The sequence below is a fragment of the Psychrobacter sp. TWP2-1-2 genome, from assembly GCF_049896785.1.
GTDB lineage: Bacteria > Pseudomonadota > Gammaproteobacteria > Pseudomonadales > Moraxellaceae > Psychrobacter.
In genome coordinates this window covers 18,040-37,896 of record NZ_JAFCVA010000005.1, presented here as the reverse complement: position 1 = coordinate 37,896, position 19,857 = coordinate 18,040, and the positions used below count along the sequence as shown (strand labels likewise).

19 protein-coding genes are annotated in these 19,857 nt (G+C 42.8%); 12 read left to right on the top strand and 7 right to left on the bottom strand.

Annotated features, from left to right (window positions below; all coding sequences use genetic code 11):
• The first annotated feature begins 169 nt into the window (after positions 1-169).
• The 7 genes from gshA to ACP7AE_RS06175 all read left to right on the top strand — a co-directional run bounded on the left by gshA (position 170) and on the right by ACP7AE_RS06175 (position 8,320).
• Positions 170-1,744: a glutamate--cysteine ligase gene (gshA, locus tag ACP7AE_RS06205; RefSeq protein ID WP_426242006.1), complete on the top strand. Its 1,575-nt coding sequence runs from the start codon at positions 170-172 to the stop codon at positions 1,742-1,744.
• 97 nt (positions 1,745-1,841) lie between these two features.
• Positions 1,842-2,369 carry a disulfide bond formation protein B gene (locus ACP7AE_RS06200; protein ID WP_087814904.1) on the top strand — a complete coding sequence of 176 codons (528 nt, stop codon included), beginning with the start codon at positions 1,842-1,844 and terminating at the stop codon, positions 2,367-2,369.
• 488 nt (positions 2,370-2,857) lie between these two features.
• Positions 2,858-3,496 carry a copper resistance protein NlpE N-terminal domain-containing protein gene (locus ACP7AE_RS06195; RefSeq protein WP_201539362.1) on the top strand — a complete coding sequence of 213 codons (639 nt, stop codon included), beginning with the start codon at positions 2,858-2,860 and terminating at the stop codon, positions 3,494-3,496.
• Between the two features lie 442 nt (positions 3,497-3,938).
• The gene (gene mpl, locus ACP7AE_RS06190; protein WP_426242003.1) at positions 3,939-5,447 is read left to right on the top strand and encodes a UDP-N-acetylmuramate:L-alanyl-gamma-D-glutamyl-meso-diaminopimelate ligase; all 1,509 of its coding nucleotides are present in this window, start codon (positions 3,939-3,941) and stop codon (positions 5,445-5,447) included.
• 423 nt (positions 5,448-5,870) lie between these two features.
• Positions 5,871-6,125, top strand: coding sequence for a GlsB/YeaQ/YmgE family stress response membrane protein (locus ACP7AE_RS06185; RefSeq protein ID WP_055125583.1), 255 nt, complete (start codon positions 5,871-5,873; stop codon positions 6,123-6,125).
• 300 nt (positions 6,126-6,425) lie between these two features.
• The gene (gene def, locus ACP7AE_RS06180; RefSeq protein ID WP_045442956.1) at positions 6,426-6,980 is read left to right on the top strand and encodes a peptide deformylase; all 555 of its coding nucleotides are present in this window, start codon (positions 6,426-6,428) and stop codon (positions 6,978-6,980) included.
• 164 nt (positions 6,981-7,144) lie between these two features.
• Positions 7,145-8,320 carry a type III PLP-dependent enzyme gene (locus ACP7AE_RS06175; protein ID WP_426242153.1) on the top strand — a complete coding sequence of 392 codons (1,176 nt, stop codon included), beginning with the start codon at positions 7,145-7,147 and terminating at the stop codon, positions 8,318-8,320.
• 92 nt (positions 8,321-8,412) lie between these two features.
• On the opposite strand, the gene ACP7AE_RS06170 is transcribed toward ACP7AE_RS06175, so the two are convergent.
• The 5 genes from ACP7AE_RS06170 to dnaJ all read right to left on the bottom strand — a co-directional run bounded on the left by ACP7AE_RS06170 (position 8,413) and on the right by dnaJ (position 13,328).
• On the bottom strand, positions 8,413-9,264 hold the full coding sequence (locus ACP7AE_RS06170) for a hypothetical protein (RefSeq protein ID WP_201539360.1): 852 nt from the start codon (positions 9,262-9,264) through the stop codon (positions 8,413-8,415).
• On the bottom strand, positions 9,248-9,745 hold the full coding sequence (locus tag ACP7AE_RS06165) for a PIN domain-containing protein (protein ID WP_426242000.1): 498 nt from the start codon (positions 9,743-9,745) through the stop codon (positions 9,248-9,250). Before ACP7AE_RS06165 ends, ACP7AE_RS06170 begins: the two co-directional genes overlap by 17 nt.
• A complete protein-coding gene (locus tag ACP7AE_RS06160) occupies positions 9,746-11,128 on the bottom strand; it encodes an AAA family ATPase (RefSeq protein WP_426241998.1) in 1,383 nt (460 codons plus the stop codon). It lies immediately after the preceding gene.
• A 32-nt stretch (positions 11,129-11,160) separates the two neighbouring features.
• The gene (gene dapB, locus ACP7AE_RS06155) at positions 11,161-12,009 is read right to left on the bottom strand and encodes a 4-hydroxy-tetrahydrodipicolinate reductase (RefSeq protein WP_201540898.1); all 849 of its coding nucleotides are present in this window, start codon (positions 12,007-12,009) and stop codon (positions 11,161-11,163) included.
• 182 nt (positions 12,010-12,191) lie between these two features.
• Entirely contained in the window at positions 12,192-13,328 is a 1,137-nt protein-coding gene (gene dnaJ, locus ACP7AE_RS06150) for a molecular chaperone DnaJ (RefSeq protein ID WP_087814909.1), read from the bottom strand.
• Positions 13,329-13,770: 442 nt separating this feature from the next.
• On the opposite strand from dnaJ, the gene ACP7AE_RS06145 reads away from it, so the two are divergent.
• Positions 13,771-14,424, top strand: a complete 654-nt coding sequence (locus ACP7AE_RS06145; RefSeq protein ID WP_201540899.1) for a DUF2939 domain-containing protein — start codon at positions 13,771-13,773, stop codon at positions 14,422-14,424.
• A 155-nt stretch (positions 14,425-14,579) separates the two neighbouring features.
• On the opposite strand, the gene ACP7AE_RS06140 is transcribed toward ACP7AE_RS06145, so the two are convergent.
• A complete protein-coding gene (locus ACP7AE_RS06140) occupies positions 14,580-15,644 on the bottom strand; it encodes a disulfide isomerase DsbC N-terminal domain-containing protein (RefSeq protein WP_426241995.1) in 1,065 nt (354 codons plus the stop codon).
• A gap of 313 nt (positions 15,645-15,957) precedes the next feature.
• Entirely contained in the window at positions 15,958-16,662 is a 705-nt protein-coding gene (locus ACP7AE_RS06135) for a pseudouridine synthase (RefSeq protein WP_426241993.1), read from the bottom strand.
• A 196-nt stretch (positions 16,663-16,858) separates the two neighbouring features.
• Here ACP7AE_RS06135 and ACP7AE_RS06130 point away from each other — a divergent pair, with 196 nt between their 5' ends.
• The 4 genes from ACP7AE_RS06130 (at position 16,859) to ACP7AE_RS06115 (ending at position 19,795) form a co-directional block, all read left to right on the top strand.
• Positions 16,859-17,461: a YigZ family protein gene (locus ACP7AE_RS06130; protein WP_426241991.1), complete on the top strand. Its 603-nt coding sequence runs from the start codon at positions 16,859-16,861 to the stop codon at positions 17,459-17,461.
• Between the two features lie 121 nt (positions 17,462-17,582).
• Entirely contained in the window at positions 17,583-18,647 is a 1,065-nt protein-coding gene (locus ACP7AE_RS06125; RefSeq protein ID WP_426241989.1) for a YheT family hydrolase, read from the top strand.
• A gap of 44 nt (positions 18,648-18,691) precedes the next feature.
• The gene (locus tag ACP7AE_RS06120; RefSeq protein ID WP_201540903.1) at positions 18,692-19,234 is read left to right on the top strand and encodes an acyl-CoA thioesterase; all 543 of its coding nucleotides are present in this window, start codon (positions 18,692-18,694) and stop codon (positions 19,232-19,234) included.
• Positions 19,235-19,417: 183 nt separating this feature from the next.
• Positions 19,418-19,795, top strand: coding sequence for a DsrE family protein (locus ACP7AE_RS06115; protein WP_426241987.1), 378 nt, complete (start codon positions 19,418-19,420; stop codon positions 19,793-19,795).
• Positions 19,796-19,857: the final 62 nt, after the last annotated feature.

Sequence of the window (19,857 nt, the reverse complement as noted above, 5' to 3'; positions counted from 1 at the left end):
ATCAAGATGAATGAGCGCCTGTAAAGCTTATCGTATTTGTAATTGTCCGTGGTTTTCAGGGCAGCTTTGAGCTAAACTGACGGCATTCTTAATCCAATATTTACCTTCATTATGGTCAAACGCCAGTCGTGTTTTGAGCCGCCATAATAAATAACAATAGATGACTATTATGAGTAATTTTGCGAGTAGCTTTGTGAATTTTGACATTCCTAATTGGTTTGATAGCAAGCATCTAACGGGCATGCTCCGCGGTATCGAAAAAGAAGGTCTGCGCGTAAGACCCGATGGCTACTTGGCTCAGACGCCGCATCCAGCCAAACTTGGCTCAAAGCTCACCCATCCGTTTATCACAACTGATTATTCAGAAAGCCTACTTGAGCTAATTACTGACCCTAAAACCTCACCAAAAGAGACGCTAAACATGCTGCGTCAGTTGCATGTATTGGTCTATCAAGCCATGCCTGAAGGTGAGCTGATGTGGCCGCTGTCTATGCCTTGTATGCTGTCATCGAATGATGAAGACATCCCACTGGCTGATTATGGCAGCTCTAATACGGGTAAGCTCAAGACGCTATACCGTAGCGGGCTTGGTATTCGCTATGGTCGCCGCATGCAAACGATTGCAGGTTTGCATTATAACTTGTCTTTTGGTGACGGATTATTTGAAGTCTGGCAAGCTGAAATACCTGCTGCACAAGCGCAAACGCTGACAGAATTTAAAAATGAAAAGTACTTAGGGCTTATCCGTAACTTTAAGCGTCTGACCAGTTTGGTACTGTATTTACTGGGTGCTAGCCCTAGCGTTTGCCCTTGTTTCTTAGCTGGTCGTGAGCATGATTTAGAGCTGCTAAACGACTCAACCTACTATAAGCCTGCTGCCACCAGCCTACGTATGGGCAAGCTTGGTTATACCAATAGTGTGCAAGAACAGCTCGATATTCGTTATAACTATCTGCCAGAGTATGTCGATGGACTGCGCCGTGCGATTCAGACTCCGCACGAAAGCTTTGCCGAGCTTGGCTTAGATGATGCCGATGGCAACCCTATCCAAATCAACAATCATATTTTACAAATAGAAAATGAATACTATAGCCCTATTCGTCCCAAACAAATCGCGATGAGCGGCGAGACACCGACCGAAGCATTAGAGCGCCGCGGTATCGCCTATGTTGAGTTCCGTGCAATCGATCTAGACCCTTATAGCGATGTCGGTATTCGTCTGTCTAGCGCTTGTTTCTTAGAGGTCATGGCGCTGTACTGTCTGCTGAGCGACTCACCTGATCTATTACCTGAGGAAGAAGAGACCTTAGCCATCAATCTTGAGCGCGTGGTAAACGAAGGTCGCCGCGAAGGCTTACACATTATAAACAACGGCGAAGAGCAACTGCTTGAGAGCTGGATGCTGGTGCATTTAGAACGCATGCAACCACTTGCCGCGCTACTTGATGCGCATTATGGCGGCAACGATTACCGTGCAGCAGTCGCGTTAATGCAAGGCAAAGCAGGGCACTCTGAATCAACCATTTCAGCACAAGTAAACTCTGATAGTCAGCGTTTAGGCAGCTTATGGCAGCTTGGCTTTACCTTGGCGCAGCAGCATCGTGAGTCTTTATTACAGCAAACGCTTAGTCCGAACACCCAAGCCAAATATGAAGTGTTGGCAGAAAAATCGATATTACAGCAAGCTGAGATTGAAAAAGCCGAAACTGAAGATTTTATGGAATTTTTACAGCAATATCGCTAAGTTTTGATTGCTGAGCTTTTATTGCTGAGTTTTGAATAATAAATACTAACCGCCACTTAACGTGTATAGATGACTACTTTATAAGAGTAACTGCCCGATGCTAAAGCTGACCACTTACCGCAATTTGCAAATATTTTTGGTGATAATAGCCGTAATAGGTATGAGTTTTGCGCTGTTTTTCTTACAGCGCTATATGGGATTTTCGCCTTGCCCATTGTGTATTTTTCAGCGTATTGGCCTCATAATCATGGGCAGTTTTGCTTTGATAGCGGCATTATTCAACCCTAAATCTAAGGCAGTTAGACTGGTATTGTGGCTTGGTAGCTTAGCAGGTATCGGTTGGGCGACCGCCGTGGCTGGACGTCATGTTTGGCTACAGCATCTACCTGCCGACCAAGTACCTTCTTGTGGTCCAGGGCTGGATTATTGGTTAGATACGCTACCGATTTTGCAAGTATTTAAAGAAGTTTTTGCAGGTTCTGGCGAATGTGCCTCTGTTGAGTGGACATTTATGGGTCTAAGTATTCCTGAACAATCTTTGATTCTATTTAGTCTGCTATTGGTGGTACACGGGTTGATATTATGGCGCATTTTACGACCTGTTGCCCCTAACCGTCTTGCTTGATAGCGAATTAGCCCCTACGTTGCTTTTTGCTATACCCTTTGTTTTTGCTAGATCCATTTTTCCAAACGAACAGGCGTGTTTATTACTAAACGTCTGTTCTTTAATGAGCCACTATTAAATATCTCCGATAATTTTGGTTCGTCATATCTATCAATGTTAAACCATTATTCTTAGCTCATGGCTAAACCTATCATAACAAAAAGGCCACAGAGATATCTTTAACCTTTGATATCTTGACACAGTTTATTTGCTTTTGATGGGTAAAATAGCGTTTTAAATATCCATCACTGTTGACTGATTGGCGATAGGCTACCGATAGCTTCTTCTCGCCGCCTAGCCTCAGATGGCACTTGTAGTCTCGTAGTCTTCTACTCTAATTTAAACATTTATACTTCCTATTATCTTTCCTTTTTGACAACGTATTGAGTTGTCGATAGTGTCGATAATCATTTGGAATGACTATTAAAAAACTGTTTTTTGGTGTGACCATGATATATTTTTCGCCTACTTGTTCTAACACGCTGACTATTCTCAAACGCGGTGGTCGTTGTTTGCTAGCGCTGCCCCTCTGTGTGCTGCTCATCGGCTGTGATAGTACCTCGTCTAGCGGCGATAAAGGTATGACGACTAAGGTCGCCCCTATCGATCATGTAGAAGAGAACAGCGCACAAGCTAGCGCAGAGAACTTGTCAGAGACCAATCTATTAAATGCGGGTAGTGAGCTAGATAAAGTGTCAGAAGGACAATCGCTGATTGCGGCTGCCCAATCGAGTAACGGTGCACATCCCCATCAATCGCTGACACGCTCAGAGCCGGGTAATGGCACATTACAAGCCACGTTAATGGGCGATTATGGTGGCATGGTACCCTGTAAATCTTGTGATAGCACTGATATTACATTGAATTTATTCGCTGATGGTTCAGTGCTAAAAACCAGTATAGATAACAATCCCGAAATGCCGAATGCACCCCTGTTTGAGCCTGGTGTTTATCGTCAAGACAATGATATGATTACGATTGTCTATGAAGACAAAAACATTGAAGCGTATCATATTCAAGACAATCATCTTGTCTTAATGGATGAACATAAAAAACCTAACAATGACTATACCTTGTCGCGCAAATAATAAAATAGCGGCATAAACATTTAGAGGCTCTAAATTTTAGGTGCTCTAAATTTTAGGTGCTCTGAATATAGTGATGCTCAATGAGCCAGACCATCCTTTTAATAACGCCTACTTGTTGGGCGTTTTTTATTGGTCATCATGCGGTGTTTACTTTACAATAAGTGCTTGTTTTCGACGCTGCTATTTGGCGATCCTATGCTGTTTTTGTAACAGAATATAGGGTCGAAGCAATATAAAGTAGAGATAAGGCAAGCGGGCGTCAATAGTACGTTTGGTACATGAAGCACGGTTAACGCCGTCACCATTTATGATATTTTAATTATAGCCAAGACTGATGATCATTAGGTTGAGCGTATCCTAGAATACACCACGGTTAATATCGGTAACTTTTGGGATAATGCTCCATTTTTATTCTTTTAATTTAAGCTCGTACGGAACGTCTATGCATATTCATATTCTTGGTATTTGTGGTACTTTTATGGGCTCACTGGCATTGCTAGCGCGCGAGCTTGGGCATACGGTCACGGGCTCAGATGCCAACGTTTATCCGCCGATGTCCACCCAACTGGAAAACGCGGGCGTGACCATTGAGCAAGGCTATCTGATAGAGCATTTACAACCAGCACCAGATTTAGTCGTCGTTGGTAATGCCATGAAGCGCGGTATGGATGTCATCGAATATATGCTGGACACAGGTCTACGCTATACTTCAGGACCACAGTTTTTATCTGAGCAGGTATTGCAATCGCGTCATGTGATAGCCGTTGCCGGTACTCACGGTAAAACCACGACGACGACTATGCTCGCTTGGATATTGCACTATGCGGGTATCGACACTGGGTTTTTAATCGGCGGTGTGCCACTGGTTGATACCATTGACGAGCATTTACAGCACGTCTTCGCTCACAGCAGTTATTTGGGTGCTGACAAAATTGATAATGACGATTCGGTAAATACTGGTTATTTTGTTATCGAAGCAGATGAATATGATTCTGCATTTTTTGATAAGCGTTCAAAGTTCGTTCATTACCGTCCGCGTACGGCTATTTTAAATAACCTAGAATTTGATCATGCGGATATTTTTGTGGATCTTGAGGCTATTCAGACCCAATTCCATCATATGGTGCGCATGATTCCAAGCACGGGCAAAATCATTATGCCTACAGCGACTGCCAGCTTAGAGGAGACGTTGGCGAAAGGGGTTTGGACACCCGTTTGGCGGACAGCCGTATTGGATTCAGCGGCACATAATACCTATGCAACAGATAATACCCACGCAAAAGATAGTAGTGATTGGCAAGCTGAACTTATCAGCGAAGATGGTGGTCAATTTACGGTTAGTTTTGCGGCTGATGTTGCTGATGAAGAAGCCACGGGCGTCGTCGACTGGTCGATGAGCGGCATGCATAATGTGAATAACGCCTTGGTTGCTGTCGCAGCAGCTTATAACATCGGCGTCAGTGTCAAAACTGCGTGCGCGGCTTTATCAGCATTTGCGGGCATTAAACGTCGGATGGAGCTGATTGGCGATGTCAATGATATCTTAGTCTTTGATGATTTTGCCCATCACCCTACAGCCATTACTACTACTTTAGACGGTGCCAAGAAGAAGCTGGCGAACAGACGAATTTGGGCGATTATTGAACCCCGTAGTAACACCATGAAAATGGGTATCCATCAAGACAGCTTGGCTAAGTCTGCTGCTCTCGCCGATCATACCTTATGGTATGAGCCGACAGGACTGGAGTGGGGTTTAAAAGAAGTGATTGAAAATGCCAATAGCGTAAATCCTAACATGGGCAACCAACAGGTGCTCTCTAGTATCGATGCTATCATCGAGCATATCGACACGCACGCAAAAGCGGGTGACGCCATTGTGATTATGTCGAATGGCGGTTTTGAAGGTATTCATCAACGCTTACTAACTGCGCTACGTAATAAAGCCACTTAATAAAGCCACTTAATAAAGCCACTTAATAAAGCCACTTAATAAAGCTACGCAACAAATAATCTAGCTGGTTTAGTTCTGGTGTCAAATAAGAGCGTTGCTTATTATAAATGAGCAACGTTTTTTTATGATCAAATTTTTCTGATTACTTACGATGACTATTGGAACGTCGATATTAGAGAGTATCAGTATTAGGGAGCGTCGATATCCAAAAATGCCTTAATATATAAACGGTGTTTTCGACTTCACTACCTTTGTAACCTTTCATTTACCTATTCTACCTGCATATTAGCAAATCTACGATTTTCCTCACATAGCTCATACACTGGTAACATTTCGCGCTTACCTTTACGTCTATACAGTGCTTACAATGAGCTTATCAAAATTGATTAACTATTATAAATGATAATAAATTAGGAGAATAATATGAGCTTTATTTGGATGATTATTGTAGGTCTGGTTGCAGGTTTATTGGCACGAGCTATCAAGCCAGGTAGTGACCCGATGGGCTGGATAATGACGATTGTATTGGGTATCGTCGGTGCTTTATTAGGTGGCTTCTTAGCTGGTCTTATCGGTATCAATGCTGATGGCGGCTTTACTGGTTTGATATTCTCAGTAATCGGTGCGATCATCCTGTTATTTATCTATGAGATGATTATGAGCAAACGTGGCGTATAACTTTGCACTTTTGCTCAAATGTTTTAGCTGCCCCAAGTGACTTTAATGACTCAGAAGTGACTTAATTTACTAAAAAGCAACTCTACTTATGCAAGTCATATTACATCTAATCTAGCTTATATAAATCAAAAAGCCTTGCGAATTGCAGGGCTTTTTTATGCCTATAATAAAAGCGACCTCCTTGATTTTTTACGATGATAAAAAGCAATAATTGTGCGAAAGTATTGATAAGCATTACTTTTGTCCCCATTTATCCTATAATATCAACCCTATTTTATCCCTATCATTGAGGTGAGCGTTATGGCTTTACTCCCTATTTTAAATTACCCAGACCCGCGCCTGCGTACTATTGCTACGCCTGTTAAGGAAGTGACTGCTGAAATCAAAACCTTAATCGCTGATATGATTGAGACGATGTATGAGGCACAAGGTATCGGTTTGGCGGCAAGCCAAGTGGATCGCCATATTCAGCTCATCGTCATGGATCTGTCTGAAGATAAAAATAGCCCTAGAGTTTTTATCAACCCAAAGGTGACACCATTGGTAGAAGAGAAACAGCCCTATGAAGAAGGTTGTTTGTCTGTACCTGAAGTCTATGACAGTGTCGAGCGCCCGAACAAAGTGCGCATTGAAGCCTTAGATGAGAATGGTCAAAAAATCGATGAAGAAGTAGAAGGCTTACTCGCGGTATGTATCCAACATGAAATGGATCATTTAAATGGGGTCATATTCGTCGATTATTTATCACGTCTCAAGCAAACTCGTGCTCGCGATAAAGTGCGTAAAATCGTTAAAATACGCGAAAAACAAGGCGAACAAATGGCGGATAAACAGCCGCAACCCAGCCATTCTTAGTCCATTCATCATCTAAGCTATTTTTACGTCATTTAATCAGTATGAACACAAGGTTTTTTGACTTGTAGAATGCGTGATGATGATAACGTGAAATGACAATAACGTGATGCGAGCATTTACTCTTTAACACCTACTGTCTTTATTAAAGGTTTCCTACCATGACCATGATCAAAATTGACCAATATTTTGACCCTGCCGGCTGGCAGAAATTCACTCAAGCTGCTGAAGGTCGCGAGACGCCATTTTTGGTCGTGGACCTTAGCCGTATCAAAACCAAATATCATGAAATGGTTGGGTTTTTTCCCAATGCTAAAATCCATTATGCAATGAAAGCCAGTCCTGCTGTTGAAGTGATTAACTTGCTTGCTGATCTTGGTTCGAACTTTGATTGTGCCTCCATCTATGAGCTTGATCGCGTACTAGACTGCGGCGTTGAGCCATCGCGTATCTCTTATGGCAATACCATTAAAAAAGCGGAGCACGTCAAATACGCCTTTGAAAAAGGTATTGACTTGTATGCGACCGACTCAGAAGCTGATTTAAAAAATATTGCCAAGCACGCCCCTGGTTCAAAAATCTTTGTGCGTATCTTAGTACAAGGCTCTGAGACCGCTGAATGGCCATTGTCTCGTAAGTTTGGTTGTCATCCCAATATGGCAATTGAGCTGTTGATTCAAGCTCGTGATTTGGGTCTAGTGCCTTATGGGATCTCGTTCCACGTCGGTAGTCAGCAAAAAGACGTTGCCGCTTGGGATGATGCGCTAGCCAAGGTCAAATACATGTTTGACTGGATGAAAAACGAAGAAAATATTAAGCTACAAATGATCAATTTGGGTGGCGGCTTTCCAGCCAACTATATTAGTGAAGTGAACCCTATAAAAGTCTACGCTGAAGAGATCACTCGTTATTTGACAGATGACTATAGTGAAGAGGACATGCCTGATATTATCCTTGAGCCAGGTCGTTCATTGGTTGGCGGCTCAGGTGTATTGGTCAGTGATGTGGTGCTTATCTCGCGTAAGTCGCACACGGATTTAACGCGTTGGGTGTATACCGATGTGGGCTTATTCCAAGGCTTAATCGAGACGTTGGGAGAGGCCATCAAGTATCCGGTTTATACGCCTAAGATGGAAACGTCAACCAGCAAAGGCACTGTGGTACTGGCAGGTCCTACTTGTGATTCGACCGATATCATGTATGAAGAAGCGGGCTATCAATTGCCAGAAGAGCTGGAGATTGGTGATAAAATCTTTTGGTTGACCACGGGTGCTTATACTAACTCGTATTCATCTATTGAGTTCAATGGTTTTCCACCGTTAGAAGTGATCTACGTTGACTAATCTGCAATAAATTATTATCGATAAAAAGCGCGATACTGTAATGAGCAGTATCGCGCTTTTTTATACCAAAGATAATAATAATCGATGCAAGGCTACTGCACCATTATCCAAATTGGTGTGTTTTTAGTGCTATCAATGGCACGATTGCTACCATAACTTGCGCGTTGATTTTGGCTACTTTGAGAGATTTGTCCGATAGTTACCCATTGACCACGTGGGATAATAATGGTCGTGTCTAATCGTTGACCTTGAATGGCATGATTACTATTTTTCTGAGAAGACGGATAAGAGCGTGCGAGTGTTTCTTCAACTTGTGACAATGTTACTTCGACTTGACCAGTCGGTAATAATCTTGGCGTAACCGTGATGCCTTGCGTCGTTGGTAGCAATACCTGCTGCTGAATGACAATCTGTACTGAGGGACTTTTATAATTTGTATAACTATTTACATCGTAGGTTTGATTCAGCGCATAAAGCGTCCCTGTACTGATGCTGGCGGCACTACCTGACAAGGTTTGTACTTGGTATAAATTATTTGTTTGCTGTTGGCTATTGCTCTGATGAATAATCCCTGACCCTTGAATACCACGATTGCTAATAATGACCTGCCCTTGCTGAATATTACCTTGGACGCTGCTATTGTTGCCAACACGCACAGCGACCGTCAATGCCTGTGGCTGACCGTCAATCTGAGTCAATAACTGCTGTACCGCCTGATAGTTAGCGGCTGTCGTATGCAACACTAACTTGTCTTGATAGGTAGTAACTGTACCGCCGTCACGACTATTATTTAGTTGCTGACGAACTGACGGCAATAATGCATCGCCACCATAGGTATGAATGACGTAGGTTTGAAAAGTAGCTGCTTGTGCTGAGATATTGAGCGTTGAGAACACAATAACGCTTAGTAGAACTACTTTTATTGCTTTAGTAGGAGTGACCATAATGTATTAAGTCCGAATCAAGTGACCAAATAAATACCTGCACGTGCTTATTTCTATGGGCTTTGTTTTTATCTTGAATGTCTTCGTATTCTTTAATGATAGATAAATCTGTCAGGCTCATACCTTCATTCGGTTTAGTAGCAGTTTTATTTTGGCCAGCTCTGACAATAAACTCATTAATCCAATTACGCCATTCTAACTTTAGGTCAAAATTGCTAATCTCAAATGGCGAGCTACCATCAAACGTTTTTTGCATCATATCAACGAACTGTTTAGCAATTTCTCGGCGTGTATCTCCATCACCATTTTGACTAATATGATTACCGACTTCTACCGCGACTACTAACGGTATAATAAATCGACAATTTGATTCAGCAAAGATTTTAAATTCGTCTAGAACCTTAACTCTATCTTGGCTCTTGCTCGGAACATTTAATATATTTAATATTATATTAGTGTCCAATATACAAATATCTGCCATTTAATCAGCTCCTTGTAGCTGATTTAGCCAGTCCAATGCTTGTTTTTTACGCTGCTCTGGCGTGGTTGGATGCTTAACAAAGCGCTCAACAATACCTTGCGTCACTAAGTCGCCAAGCGTTCCTTGAGCGACTAAACCCAGATAATCATCTAAATCACCCAAGCGGACTAGCTTACTATCACCTTGTTTTGGATCTCTATAGCAAAATACCACATCTGCCAACGCCTCATCAGGTAGCGCATCCATTAGCGCAGGGTTATGTGTTGATAGTAATAAATTAAGCTGACGCTCTTTGGCATACTGGCGCAGCAAACTTAGTATTTCATGAGCTCGCGTAGGATGAATACTATTATCAATCTCTTCTATTACTACGGTTGACCCTTCTGGTACAGATAATAGCGCTGCGGCTATTCCTAATACTTTTAGAGTGCCGTCAGATAATAGATCCATTGGGCATTCTCTTTTGTTTCTGCCAAATTTTTCTATTAGAACGAACTCAACTCTACGTCTGCTATCTACGCAAAATCTAATATCAACAATGTTTTGTTCAGGTATATGCTTAATGAAATTTAATAATTTGTTTTTATAGTCACTGTTTTTATCTAATGTGTGAGATAAGACACCAGCAACATTAGAACCGTTATAATTAAGCTCCTTACTCACAATACTCTCTTTTCTCATATTACTTGGTTGAAAGTCAAAGAAACGAGTTAATCTGAACTTACTATCAATCTCATGAATATTGTTTTCAAAATTATTTATAGATTCTTTAATATCCTTTCCAAAACTCTTATTGTGATAGATTTTGTCATGTAACTCTACAAGAGTATGAAGAAATGCTAAATCTTTAGAATATTCTGTCTTAATTGAACTTAGACCTATGAAACTATTATTATGAGTAATGAATACATTGTACTCCTCGTTATTTGTTAACAAGAATTTTTCATATATAAAGCTTTCCAAGTCTAAAGTCTTTAAGTATTCTTTATTTAGCAGTGCATCCCTCAATATATAAAGCTTCTGTATATTATTTGATATATTCAATGACAAGCATTCGTCTAGAATATATAACTCATCTAAGTCGACTATAAAATCAATTTTATAATTTGCCTCGTTTAGCTCCATTGATAAAGTAAAATTTTTATCATTTAGTGCCAAATCAAAAACACTACCTCGAACGACTTTATCACTATCATTCACTCTATTTTTGAGTGTAGATAGACGCTCGCCACCAGCCACCCAGCTCAAAAATCGAAAGGCTTCGATAGCGTTACTTTTACCTGACGCATTCGCCCCTATCAGTAAAGTCAGAGGTGAAAGCGGCAAAGTCGCCTCTTTATAACTTTTAAAATTCTTGATAGTGATACTGGCATTATTTTCCATATCAACCTCAATTACGTTAGATGGCTCAAACATTAGTCATTTAGGCCCAACACATCCTGCATATTATATTGCCCGACCTCTTGTTTGATAACCCAAGTCGCGGCACGTACAGCACCCGCGGCAAACGTCATACGCGCGCGGGCACGATGGGTAATTTCAACCACCTCACCATCGGCAATAAACATCACGGTATGATCGCCAATGATTTCACCACCGCGAATAGCATGAATACCAATAGTACCTGCTTTGCGTTCGCCCGTTTGTCCTTCGCGGCCATAAACAGCGACGTCTTTTAGATTCTGTCCACGAGCTTCTGCCACGGCTTCTGCCATCATATATGCTGTGCCTGATGGCGCATCAATTTTATGCTTATGGTGGGCTTCAATGACTTCCACATCGGCATCCTCGCCAAATGCCTTCGCGGCCATGCCGAGCAACTTTAATGACAGATTAACACCTGTTGAATAGTTACCAGCATAGACAATCGCAATTTTCTCGCTGGCTTTTGCCAACACTTGCTCTTGCTGCTCATTGAATCCTGTGGTGCCAATGACCATCGCGACATTGTTTGCCGCACAAATCTGCATATTTTGCTCAGTAGCATCAGGCAAGCTAAAGTCAATGAGTACATCGATGTCATTAATGACAACTTTTAAATCATCGACAATCTGTACCTCTAAGCGACCGATAGCGGCGACTTCGCCAGCATCCGCACCAACAAGGCTTGAGCCTTGACGTTCTATCGCGGCATTTAATGCCGTTTGCGAGTTATCTTGTACCGCTTCTATTAGCATGCGCCCCATACGACCACCAGCACCAATAACCCCGACTTTGATGGCTTGTTTATTTGTATTTTCTTGCGCTGTTATCTGTTGGCTCATATTTTTACCCTAAAAGCTCTATATTAATAAGAAAGGTTTTAAATGTTATGATACTAAGTTTAGCAAATATCACCACCTGAATGGTTTTTTATAGCGTCAATAAAAACCCCCAGTGTTTCACATGAAACACTGGGGGTTTTGTATCTAGTCATTTAACCAAACGAGTGATTAAAACAACTCAGTTAATCAAATAAGTCACCAATCTTTTTAAAGAATGACTTCTTATGTGGCGACTGCTGATGCTTGCTATCACCGTCGAGCGTATCTTGGAACTGGCGCAACAGGTCTTTTTGCTCGCGAGTTAAGTTCACTGGGGTTTCGATAACCACACGGCAAATCAAATCACCTTTCATGGTGGTGCGTACTGGCGTCACGCCTTTGCCGCGTACACGTAGCAACTTACCACTTTGCGTGCCCTCTGCAACCTTGATTTTCACTTTACCATCTAGGGTTGGTATTTCGACCTCTTTACCCAGTGCTGCATCGGTGATGCTAACGGGTACGTCCATATATAGATCAGCCCCTTGACGGGTAAAGACGTTGTGCGGTTTTACGCGTACTTCAACGTATAAGTCGCCGTTTTGGACGCCCGCGCCGCCCGCTTCGCCTTCGCCTGCTAGACGGACGCGATCACCATCATCAACACCAGCTGGGATAGACACTTCTAGCGTACGTGATTTGTCTTTAACGCCATTACCATGACAGTCAGAGCATGGGTTTTTGATTTGCTTACCAGTGCCGCCGCAATGTGGGCAGGCCTGCTGCACGGCAAAAAATCCTTGCTGCATACGCACTTGACCTTGTCCATGACAGGTCTGACAAGTCACGATATCAGAGGCATTTTTTGCCCCTTTACCATCGCACGTGTCGCATGGCGCAGGCGCTGTGAAACTGATTTCTTTTTTACAGCCACGTACCGCTTCTTCTAAAGTCAGCTCGATCACATAACGCAAATCTGAGCCACGGCGCGAACGTCCACCGCCGCCACCACGCTGCTGACCGAAGATATCGCCAAAGTTGCCGAAGATATCACCGAAAATATCTTGGAAGTTGCCACCACCTGCACCGCCAAAGCCGCCGCCGCCCATACCATTTTCGAAGGCTGAATGACCCATGCGATCGTAAGCAGAGCGCTTCTCTTCGCTGCTTAGTACTTCGTAAGCCATGGATGCTTCTTTGAATTTATCCTCAGCATCTGGATCATCAGAATTACGGTCAGGGTGATATTTCATAGCCAGCTTGCGGTAAGCTCGCTTAATTTCTTTGCTTTCAGCGGTCTTGCTCACACCTAATACTTCATAAAAATCGCGCTTACTCATGGGCTCTCCTATCGTCTTTACAGTCCACCGGACAGTCGATTCAGTAGTTCTAGTCAACCACCACCTTAATACGACTCACTATGGCACTCAAATGTTTCACATGAAACATCATAAATAGTGAGAGAAAAGAGGTGATACTGCTATGAATCTTACAAGCGAATACGGCGGGATGCTGCTTAGCCAAATCAATTATTAAAAGTTTGCGCTATTTATGGAGATGCTATGGTGATTTATCAAGCGATTAGGCAGGGAAAGTATCCACTATAGTGCGCTTAGCCATACAAAAAGGTTTTATTAAGGAATGAACAAAGGTTTTCATACCTTAAAAAGGCTCAGCCATGCTAATATTTATCGCTATATTTTTGGGGTTTTAAATTTATACTCACCAGTATTAAATTTGCCCATCATTACGTTTTTGTTTTGCGATAAGGGTTTGATTTTTATGAAGAAGCTGATTATTTTATTAATCGTCATTGCCGTCGCTGCCTATGCAGGCTCGCCCTATTACAGCGCTTATCAGCTTAAAAACGCCTACGATGCCAAAGACGGCGCGACCATCGCCGCAGCGATCGACTATGAGCAAGTGCGACCTAGTATCCAAAACCAACTCACCAGTCAGTTTACGGCGACTATGGCCAATTATCCATTGGTCGCTGAGTTGGGCGGCGAACCATTGACCCAAGCCGCCAATAGCTTTATAACGCAGGCGGTAGATGGTGCTATCACGCCACAAAATATCGAAAAAGTCATCGATACCCAAGGTCAGGCCAACACCGCGACCAAAGAGCTGGCCGCCGCATGGGCAATCGCCAGTAATCAAGTCGATCTCAAAAATTTGATTCAAAATCTTATCATCCAGCGCGGTGATGTAGATGCAGTGGTCAAAAGCCAAATGCAGCAAATCATGGAAAAACAAGCCGCTGAACTGGAGCAACAGGTAGCGCAAGGGTCTGACAGTGACAAGCCAACATTGGGCTATTGCGGTATTAATTGCTTCACTATTAGCGGTCAGGTGAAAGGTTATCCTTTGACAATAGAGATGCAGCGTAACGGCTTAATTGATTGGAAAATCGTTGATATCGTGTTGCCACAATAGACTTGCTATCCCTAACGGTTAGAGGTAATAAAAAACCGCCACATAGATTACTTATGTGGCGGTTTTTTTATCAATATTAAGGAATATCATCTCTTAATACATTTTTTATTTATAACTTTATTAAACATCTATGCAAGATTAAACATCTATGTGAGCTACTGCACACCCAAAAATTCTAAAAACTCTGGACTCTCAAAGCTCGCTTGAAACAACACGCCATCTTCACGGTAGATAGCAGGCGTTGCCATCACCGCAAGCCCTGCTGCTTTTTCACGATTGGGCGTTACATGATCGGCTTTACAACTTGCTGGTGCAGGTGTCATCTCACCCTGCAACATTGCTTTATCAAAAGCTTTACGGCGGCTGCCCTCGTCACCTTGGCACCAAATGCCACGCATTTGCTCAGGGGACTGCTCGTATATCGGATAACCAATGGTTTTGACCGTCACACCTTTGGCATTAAGCATCGGTAGCTGTTGATGCAAGCGGCGGCAATAAGGACAATTGACATCATTTGCCACATAAATAACCGCTCTCTCAGGGCCTGTCGCTGGATAATTAATCAGCTGGCTTTCATCTAAAGTCGCAAACACAGACTGATTTTTACGCTTTTCAAACTGCTCATCGAGTCCGATGAATTGACCGTTTTCGATGACAGATATCTCGCCATCAGTAATATATTGTGCATCATCCGATAGTAAAAAAGGCACGCCTTCCAATGTCGCACCCCAAATCACACCTGGCACTGCGGTATAAAAGAACGGCGTCTTAGTGCTCATATTTTTCAGCGCATCCATATTTGCCAATATATCAGATTTGACACTCGCACTGACAGGTTTGCCTGCCTGCACACTGGTGCTACGCGCTGGCGTCTTGGTGACTACACGCTTGCTTGGATTCTTTTGTAGCTCGCCTTGAATGACATATTTGCCATCTTCAGTGATATGCAAAGGCAACTGCCCCGCCAAATTGACTTGATACATATTGGGTAAGTTGGACGGCACAATAGAGCTGATTTGTGTTTTGATCCCTGCCTGAGTAAGCAATTGGCGCAAGCGACTGTCAACAGATTTACTAACCGTGCCAATCACTTTTACATTCTGGGTACTCTGGCTGGCTTTTTGGTTATTAGCAGTCGTATCAATGGGCTGAGCACAGGCTGTGGTTGCTAATAATATAGCACCAATTAATCCGGTAGATTTTAATAGAGATGATTTCACAGAGACAGTCCTATCTGGTTCTTAATAAAAGCATGTAATAGCGGCTAATTACATTATGCAAAAAAGTAGATTAATAATTATATGGACTTTAACATAACAAGAGCTTTCACAAAGGTTTAGCGGTTGAATTTTGCAAAACTGCTACCCAGCTTTAAGAGATGGGCAACACAGCCAGGTATTAATGATGACTGAAACAAATAAATAAGAAGTATGATTGGCAGAAATAGTAGGCACAAAAAAAGCAGCGCACTTTTAGTTTTAATGGCTGCTAATTTTTAAGATGTGCTTGTAAATTTATTTTAAAATGAAAAATCTAAAACTTAGCGACTTCTTCAGGCGTTAAAAAACGACTGTCGCCCTTCTCCAAGCCGTCTAAAGTAATATGACCAATACTGGCGCGATGCAGCTCAGACACTCGATTGCCAAAGTAACCCATCATACGTTTTACTTGATGATATTTACCTTGCTCAAGGGTCAAACGTGCATGCGTCTCATCAATGAACTCAAGCACAGCAGGCTTAGTTTCTTCGTGGTCGCCTTCTAAAAGAATACCTTCAGCGACTTCTTTGACAGCATTAGCTTGTGCTGCTTCATCCATCGCATCTGCTAAAGTCAGCTCATAAATTTTGGCATGTTCGTGTTTAGGACTAGTGACACGGTGCAACCATTTACCATCATCACTCATCAATAATGCGCCAGTCGTATCAACATCCAGACGCCCTGCAATACGCAAGCTACCAAGCTCTGGTACCGCAATCAGCTCAGTGACGATAGGATGTTCTTTCACTTTCAGCGTACATTCAAAGCCCTCAGGCTTATGTAATAGAATATAACGACTGCCCGCAGCGACCGATAATGGCTCGCCTGCCCAAATCACGTCGTCATTGACCACATCGACGTGGACGCCTGGGTCTTTGATGACCTGATCATTTACCGTTACTTCACCAGCGTGCAGAATTTTTTTGGATTCTTTACGCGATAGCTCAGTGGCTTTACTCAAAAATTTATCTAGACGCATATATTGCCTACCATTCGTTTGATGATACCTACTTTACCGTAGCAGCTAACGACACCAGCACTCGCACTGAGCTTGTCCGCTATCTTCATGGGTCAGAAGTGGTACTATAATAAAAAATTAAATGAACACTGTACCCAATGTGGACGACAGTGAAAGTTAGACAAGTTTACCATATCCAACCTAGACCTGATGAAATATGAGCTATCAAACGCTAAAACGTGCTGTCACTGCGCGCTTAGAAATTAAAAAATCCGAGTTTATTGCTTACGCTTATCCTGTAACCTCGCGTGAACAGGCAATGTTTCACGTGGAACAACTGCGCGAGCAATATGCCGATGCGCGCCACCACTGCTGGGCGTATATCATTGGTGACCCCAATAACACCACCAGTGCTGGTTTTGATGATGATGGCGAGCCAAATGGTACGGCAGGTCGACCGATATTAAATGTGTTGCAGCATAAAGCGATCGGTAACGTCATTATCATCGTCGTGCGTTATTTTGGTGGTATCAAGCTCGGTGCTGGCGGCTTGACCCGTGCTTATGCAGGTTCAGCACAAGCAGCAGTCGATGAGATGGTATTGCTGCCCTATGTGCCAATGGCGCAAGTACAAATACTGGCAGAATTTGCCACCGAAGCGCAATGCCGCTATGTGGTCGACAGTTTAAATGGCAGTATCGATGATGTTGCTTATAGTAAACAAGTGACATTGACCGTGACGCTTGCTGAAGCAGATATCGAGCATTTAAAAGAACGTCTGGCGATGGATGGGCGCGTATTAGATGAATCGAAAAAGTGAATGAGTAATCATGCGTTCACTGAGCATTCACTAAATCTTATTGGTTTTGATAACTGGCATGGGTATGATAAGGCACTGATTGTTAAAGATGATTTTAACGCCCATTAAATAAGAAACCTTTATGCCAACCTCAAATTCGCCAACGTCAAAACCGAGCCAACCCTTCTCTCCAGCGCCTTTTAAACCGCCCTTTTGGCTGACCAATCCGCACCTGCAAAGTATCCTTCCTAAGTTTTTTGCCCCTAAAGCGCCCACTTATCGCCGTGTGGTCGAAAAAGACTCGTTGGATGAAAGTGATATTGCTTATGACTTTTATGATGCGCATTCTATCGAAACCGTAGAAAATGGCGGACGTGAGCAAACGCCATTAATCGTCCTGTTTCACGGTATGGAAGGCAGCAGCGACAGCCATTATGCACGTGCTTTGGCGCATCAGATGCACGCTCAGGGCTGGCACTTTGTGGTGGCGCACTTCCGCAGTTGTGGCGGCATTCCTGCTAATGGTCGAGTTTTTTATAATGCGGGTGATACCGATGAGGTGCATCACGCGCTGCAAAACCTAAGTCAACAGTACGCCAATATTTATGCAGTTGGGGTGTCACTGGGTGGTAACGCGTTGGCGAAATACATGGGCGAATATGGTGATAAAGCAATCTGCCAAGGCGCTGTGGTCATCTCCGCTCCCGTCGATATGTCCTCCGCTGCCCTTAGTATGCACAGTTTTTTGAGCCATCGAATTTACACCCCTTATTTGCTCAACCCCATTATCAAAAAAGCCTTAGCCAATGACATCAGCAAAGAGGAGATTGACTCGATCAAAGCGGTCAATCGCATCAGTGATTTTGACGATATCTTTACCGCGCCGCGTCATGGCTACCGCTCTAACAATCACTACTATCAAGCCTCATCAGCCCTGCCTTATTTAATAAAAGTGACGAAGCCTTTATTGTTAATTAGCGCCAAAGACGACCCCTTCCTTGGTTTTACCGCCACGCCAAACGATGTGTCTAACAGTGTCACTATTTTAGACACTGAGCATGGCGGGCATGTAGGTTTTATTCGCTATCGCTCTGATAAAGACAAATCGCCGCATCTTTATAAAAAATCCAGATTTGATATCAACTGGATACCTGAAACTGTCAGTGCTTATTTTAATCATATCGGTGTAGCATCTAATAAGCCCTAAAATAAGAATACTCACCTTACCCTTTACTCTTTTGAGATTGCACTATGTATCCCTTTATCCGTTATGCCAGCACCATCGCCCACGCCGCGCTACAAGTCAAAAAAGGTAATACCTTAACGTTTAAAGATACGAGTGAGATTAGCTTTCGCTGTCGTCTGACGGACATTGATAATTTCTTGGAGATGAATAATGGTCGCGTACTTACCCTTTTTGATATGGGTCGTACTGACTTCGCGGTGCGTAGCGGGCTTGGTAGCCAACTGCTCAAGCAGCGTTGGGGTTTGGTCGTCGCTGGCAGCACCATCCAATATCGAAAGCGGATTCGCGCTTTTGATAAGGTCACTATGAAAACGCATATCGTCGGCTTTGATGAGCGTTGGATATACATCGAGCAGTCGATGTGGGTAAAGGGCAAACCTTGCTCCTCTGCTCTACTGCGTACGGGCGTGACTGAAAAAGGTAAGGTGATAGAAACAGCACATGTACTAGCCTCATTGGGGCAAGCAGATTGGCAACTACCGCCAACTGGCTATGTCGCAGAATGGATCGTCAGTGATGCTGATCGCCCATGGCCACCGCAAAGTTAGCATTTATTTTTTAAGTTTATTCATAAGTCACAAACACCTATTCACAATCAGTTAACCTTATAACTACTATTTCCTAACAATACATTATATAAATATATATATTAAATGTTAGGATAGTAGTGAGCATCATGCTCAGCTCAACTAAATACTATCTAATTAAAATAGTCTTATAAGGAGAATAATATGGCTAACACCACGGATTATGTCGGTACATTATTTGATAATAGTGAATCAAATCCAAGTAAAATCACCTTAGCATTCACTATGGCTGGCGTAGCACTTAAAAAAGGTCATTCTGCCTCAGTGATATTGATGGTGGACGCGGTACATTTGGCATTACCGAACGCATTAGATAAGGTCAATATTGGCGCGCCATTTGAACCTGCGGGCGAATTGCTAGAAGCCTTTATCGAAAAAGGCGGTCAAGTATTGGTCTGCGGCGCTTGCATGAAACATAATGGTGTCGAAGAATCAGCCATCGATAAGCGCTTTGAAGTGATCAGTGGTGATGATGTGGTTGAGCTGTTGATGAATGCGAAGGGTTCTTTGCAGTTGAATTAATCGTTAAATTTAAGCTATAAGTTTATAAAAATAGGTCAGTTTTCTAATTCATCATTTTGATG

What these genes read in the sequence shown, in the direction of transcription:
- ACP7AE_RS06170 (WP_201539360.1), bottom strand. Translation starts at nt 9,264, where the DNA reads ATGGTCACTCCTACTAAAGCAATAAAAGTAGTTCTACTAAGCGTTATT.
- ACP7AE_RS06125 (WP_426241989.1), top strand. Translation starts at nt 17,583, where the DNA reads ATGCCAACCTCAAATTCGCCAACGTCAAAACCGAGCCAACCCTTCTCT.
- ACP7AE_RS06195 (WP_201539362.1), top strand. Translation starts at nt 2,858, where the DNA reads ATGATATATTTTTCGCCTACTTGTTCTAACACGCTGACTATTCTCAAA.
- ACP7AE_RS06175 (WP_426242153.1), top strand. Translation starts at nt 7,145, where the DNA reads ATGATCAAAATTGACCAATATTTTGACCCTGCCGGCTGGCAGAAATTC.
- mpl (WP_426242003.1), top strand. Translation starts at nt 3,939, where the DNA reads ATGCATATTCATATTCTTGGTATTTGTGGTACTTTTATGGGCTCACTG.
- ACP7AE_RS06120 (WP_201540903.1), top strand. Translation starts at nt 18,692, where the DNA reads ATGTATCCCTTTATCCGTTATGCCAGCACCATCGCCCACGCCGCGCTA.
- ACP7AE_RS06160 (WP_426241998.1), bottom strand. Translation starts at nt 11,128, where the DNA reads ATGGAAAATAATGCCAGTATCACTATCAAGAATTTTAAAAGTTATAAA.
- ACP7AE_RS06115 (WP_426241987.1), top strand. Translation starts at nt 19,418, where the DNA reads ATGGCTAACACCACGGATTATGTCGGTACATTATTTGATAATAGTGAA.
- dnaJ (WP_087814909.1), bottom strand. Translation starts at nt 13,328, where the DNA reads ATGAGTAAGCGCGATTTTTATGAAGTATTAGGTGTGAGCAAGACCGCT.
- ACP7AE_RS06165 (WP_426242000.1), bottom strand. Translation starts at nt 9,745, where the DNA reads ATGGCAGATATTTGTATATTGGACACTAATATAATATTAAATATATTA.
- ACP7AE_RS06130 (WP_426241991.1), top strand. Translation starts at nt 16,859, where the DNA reads ATGAGCTATCAAACGCTAAAACGTGCTGTCACTGCGCGCTTAGAAATT.
- gshA (WP_426242006.1), top strand. Translation starts at nt 170, where the DNA reads ATGAGTAATTTTGCGAGTAGCTTTGTGAATTTTGACATTCCTAATTGG.
- ACP7AE_RS06135 (WP_426241993.1), bottom strand. Translation starts at nt 16,662, where the DNA reads ATGCGTCTAGATAAATTTTTGAGTAAAGCCACTGAGCTATCGCGTAAA.
- ACP7AE_RS06185 (WP_055125583.1), top strand. Translation starts at nt 5,871, where the DNA reads ATGAGCTTTATTTGGATGATTATTGTAGGTCTGGTTGCAGGTTTATTG.
- ACP7AE_RS06145 (WP_201540899.1), top strand. Translation starts at nt 13,771, where the DNA reads ATGAAGAAGCTGATTATTTTATTAATCGTCATTGCCGTCGCTGCCTAT.
- ACP7AE_RS06200 (WP_087814904.1), top strand. Translation starts at nt 1,842, where the DNA reads ATGCTAAAGCTGACCACTTACCGCAATTTGCAAATATTTTTGGTGATA.
- dapB (WP_201540898.1), bottom strand. Translation starts at nt 12,009, where the DNA reads ATGAGCCAACAGATAACAGCGCAAGAAAATACAAATAAACAAGCCATC.
- def (WP_045442956.1), top strand. Translation starts at nt 6,426, where the DNA reads ATGGCTTTACTCCCTATTTTAAATTACCCAGACCCGCGCCTGCGTACT.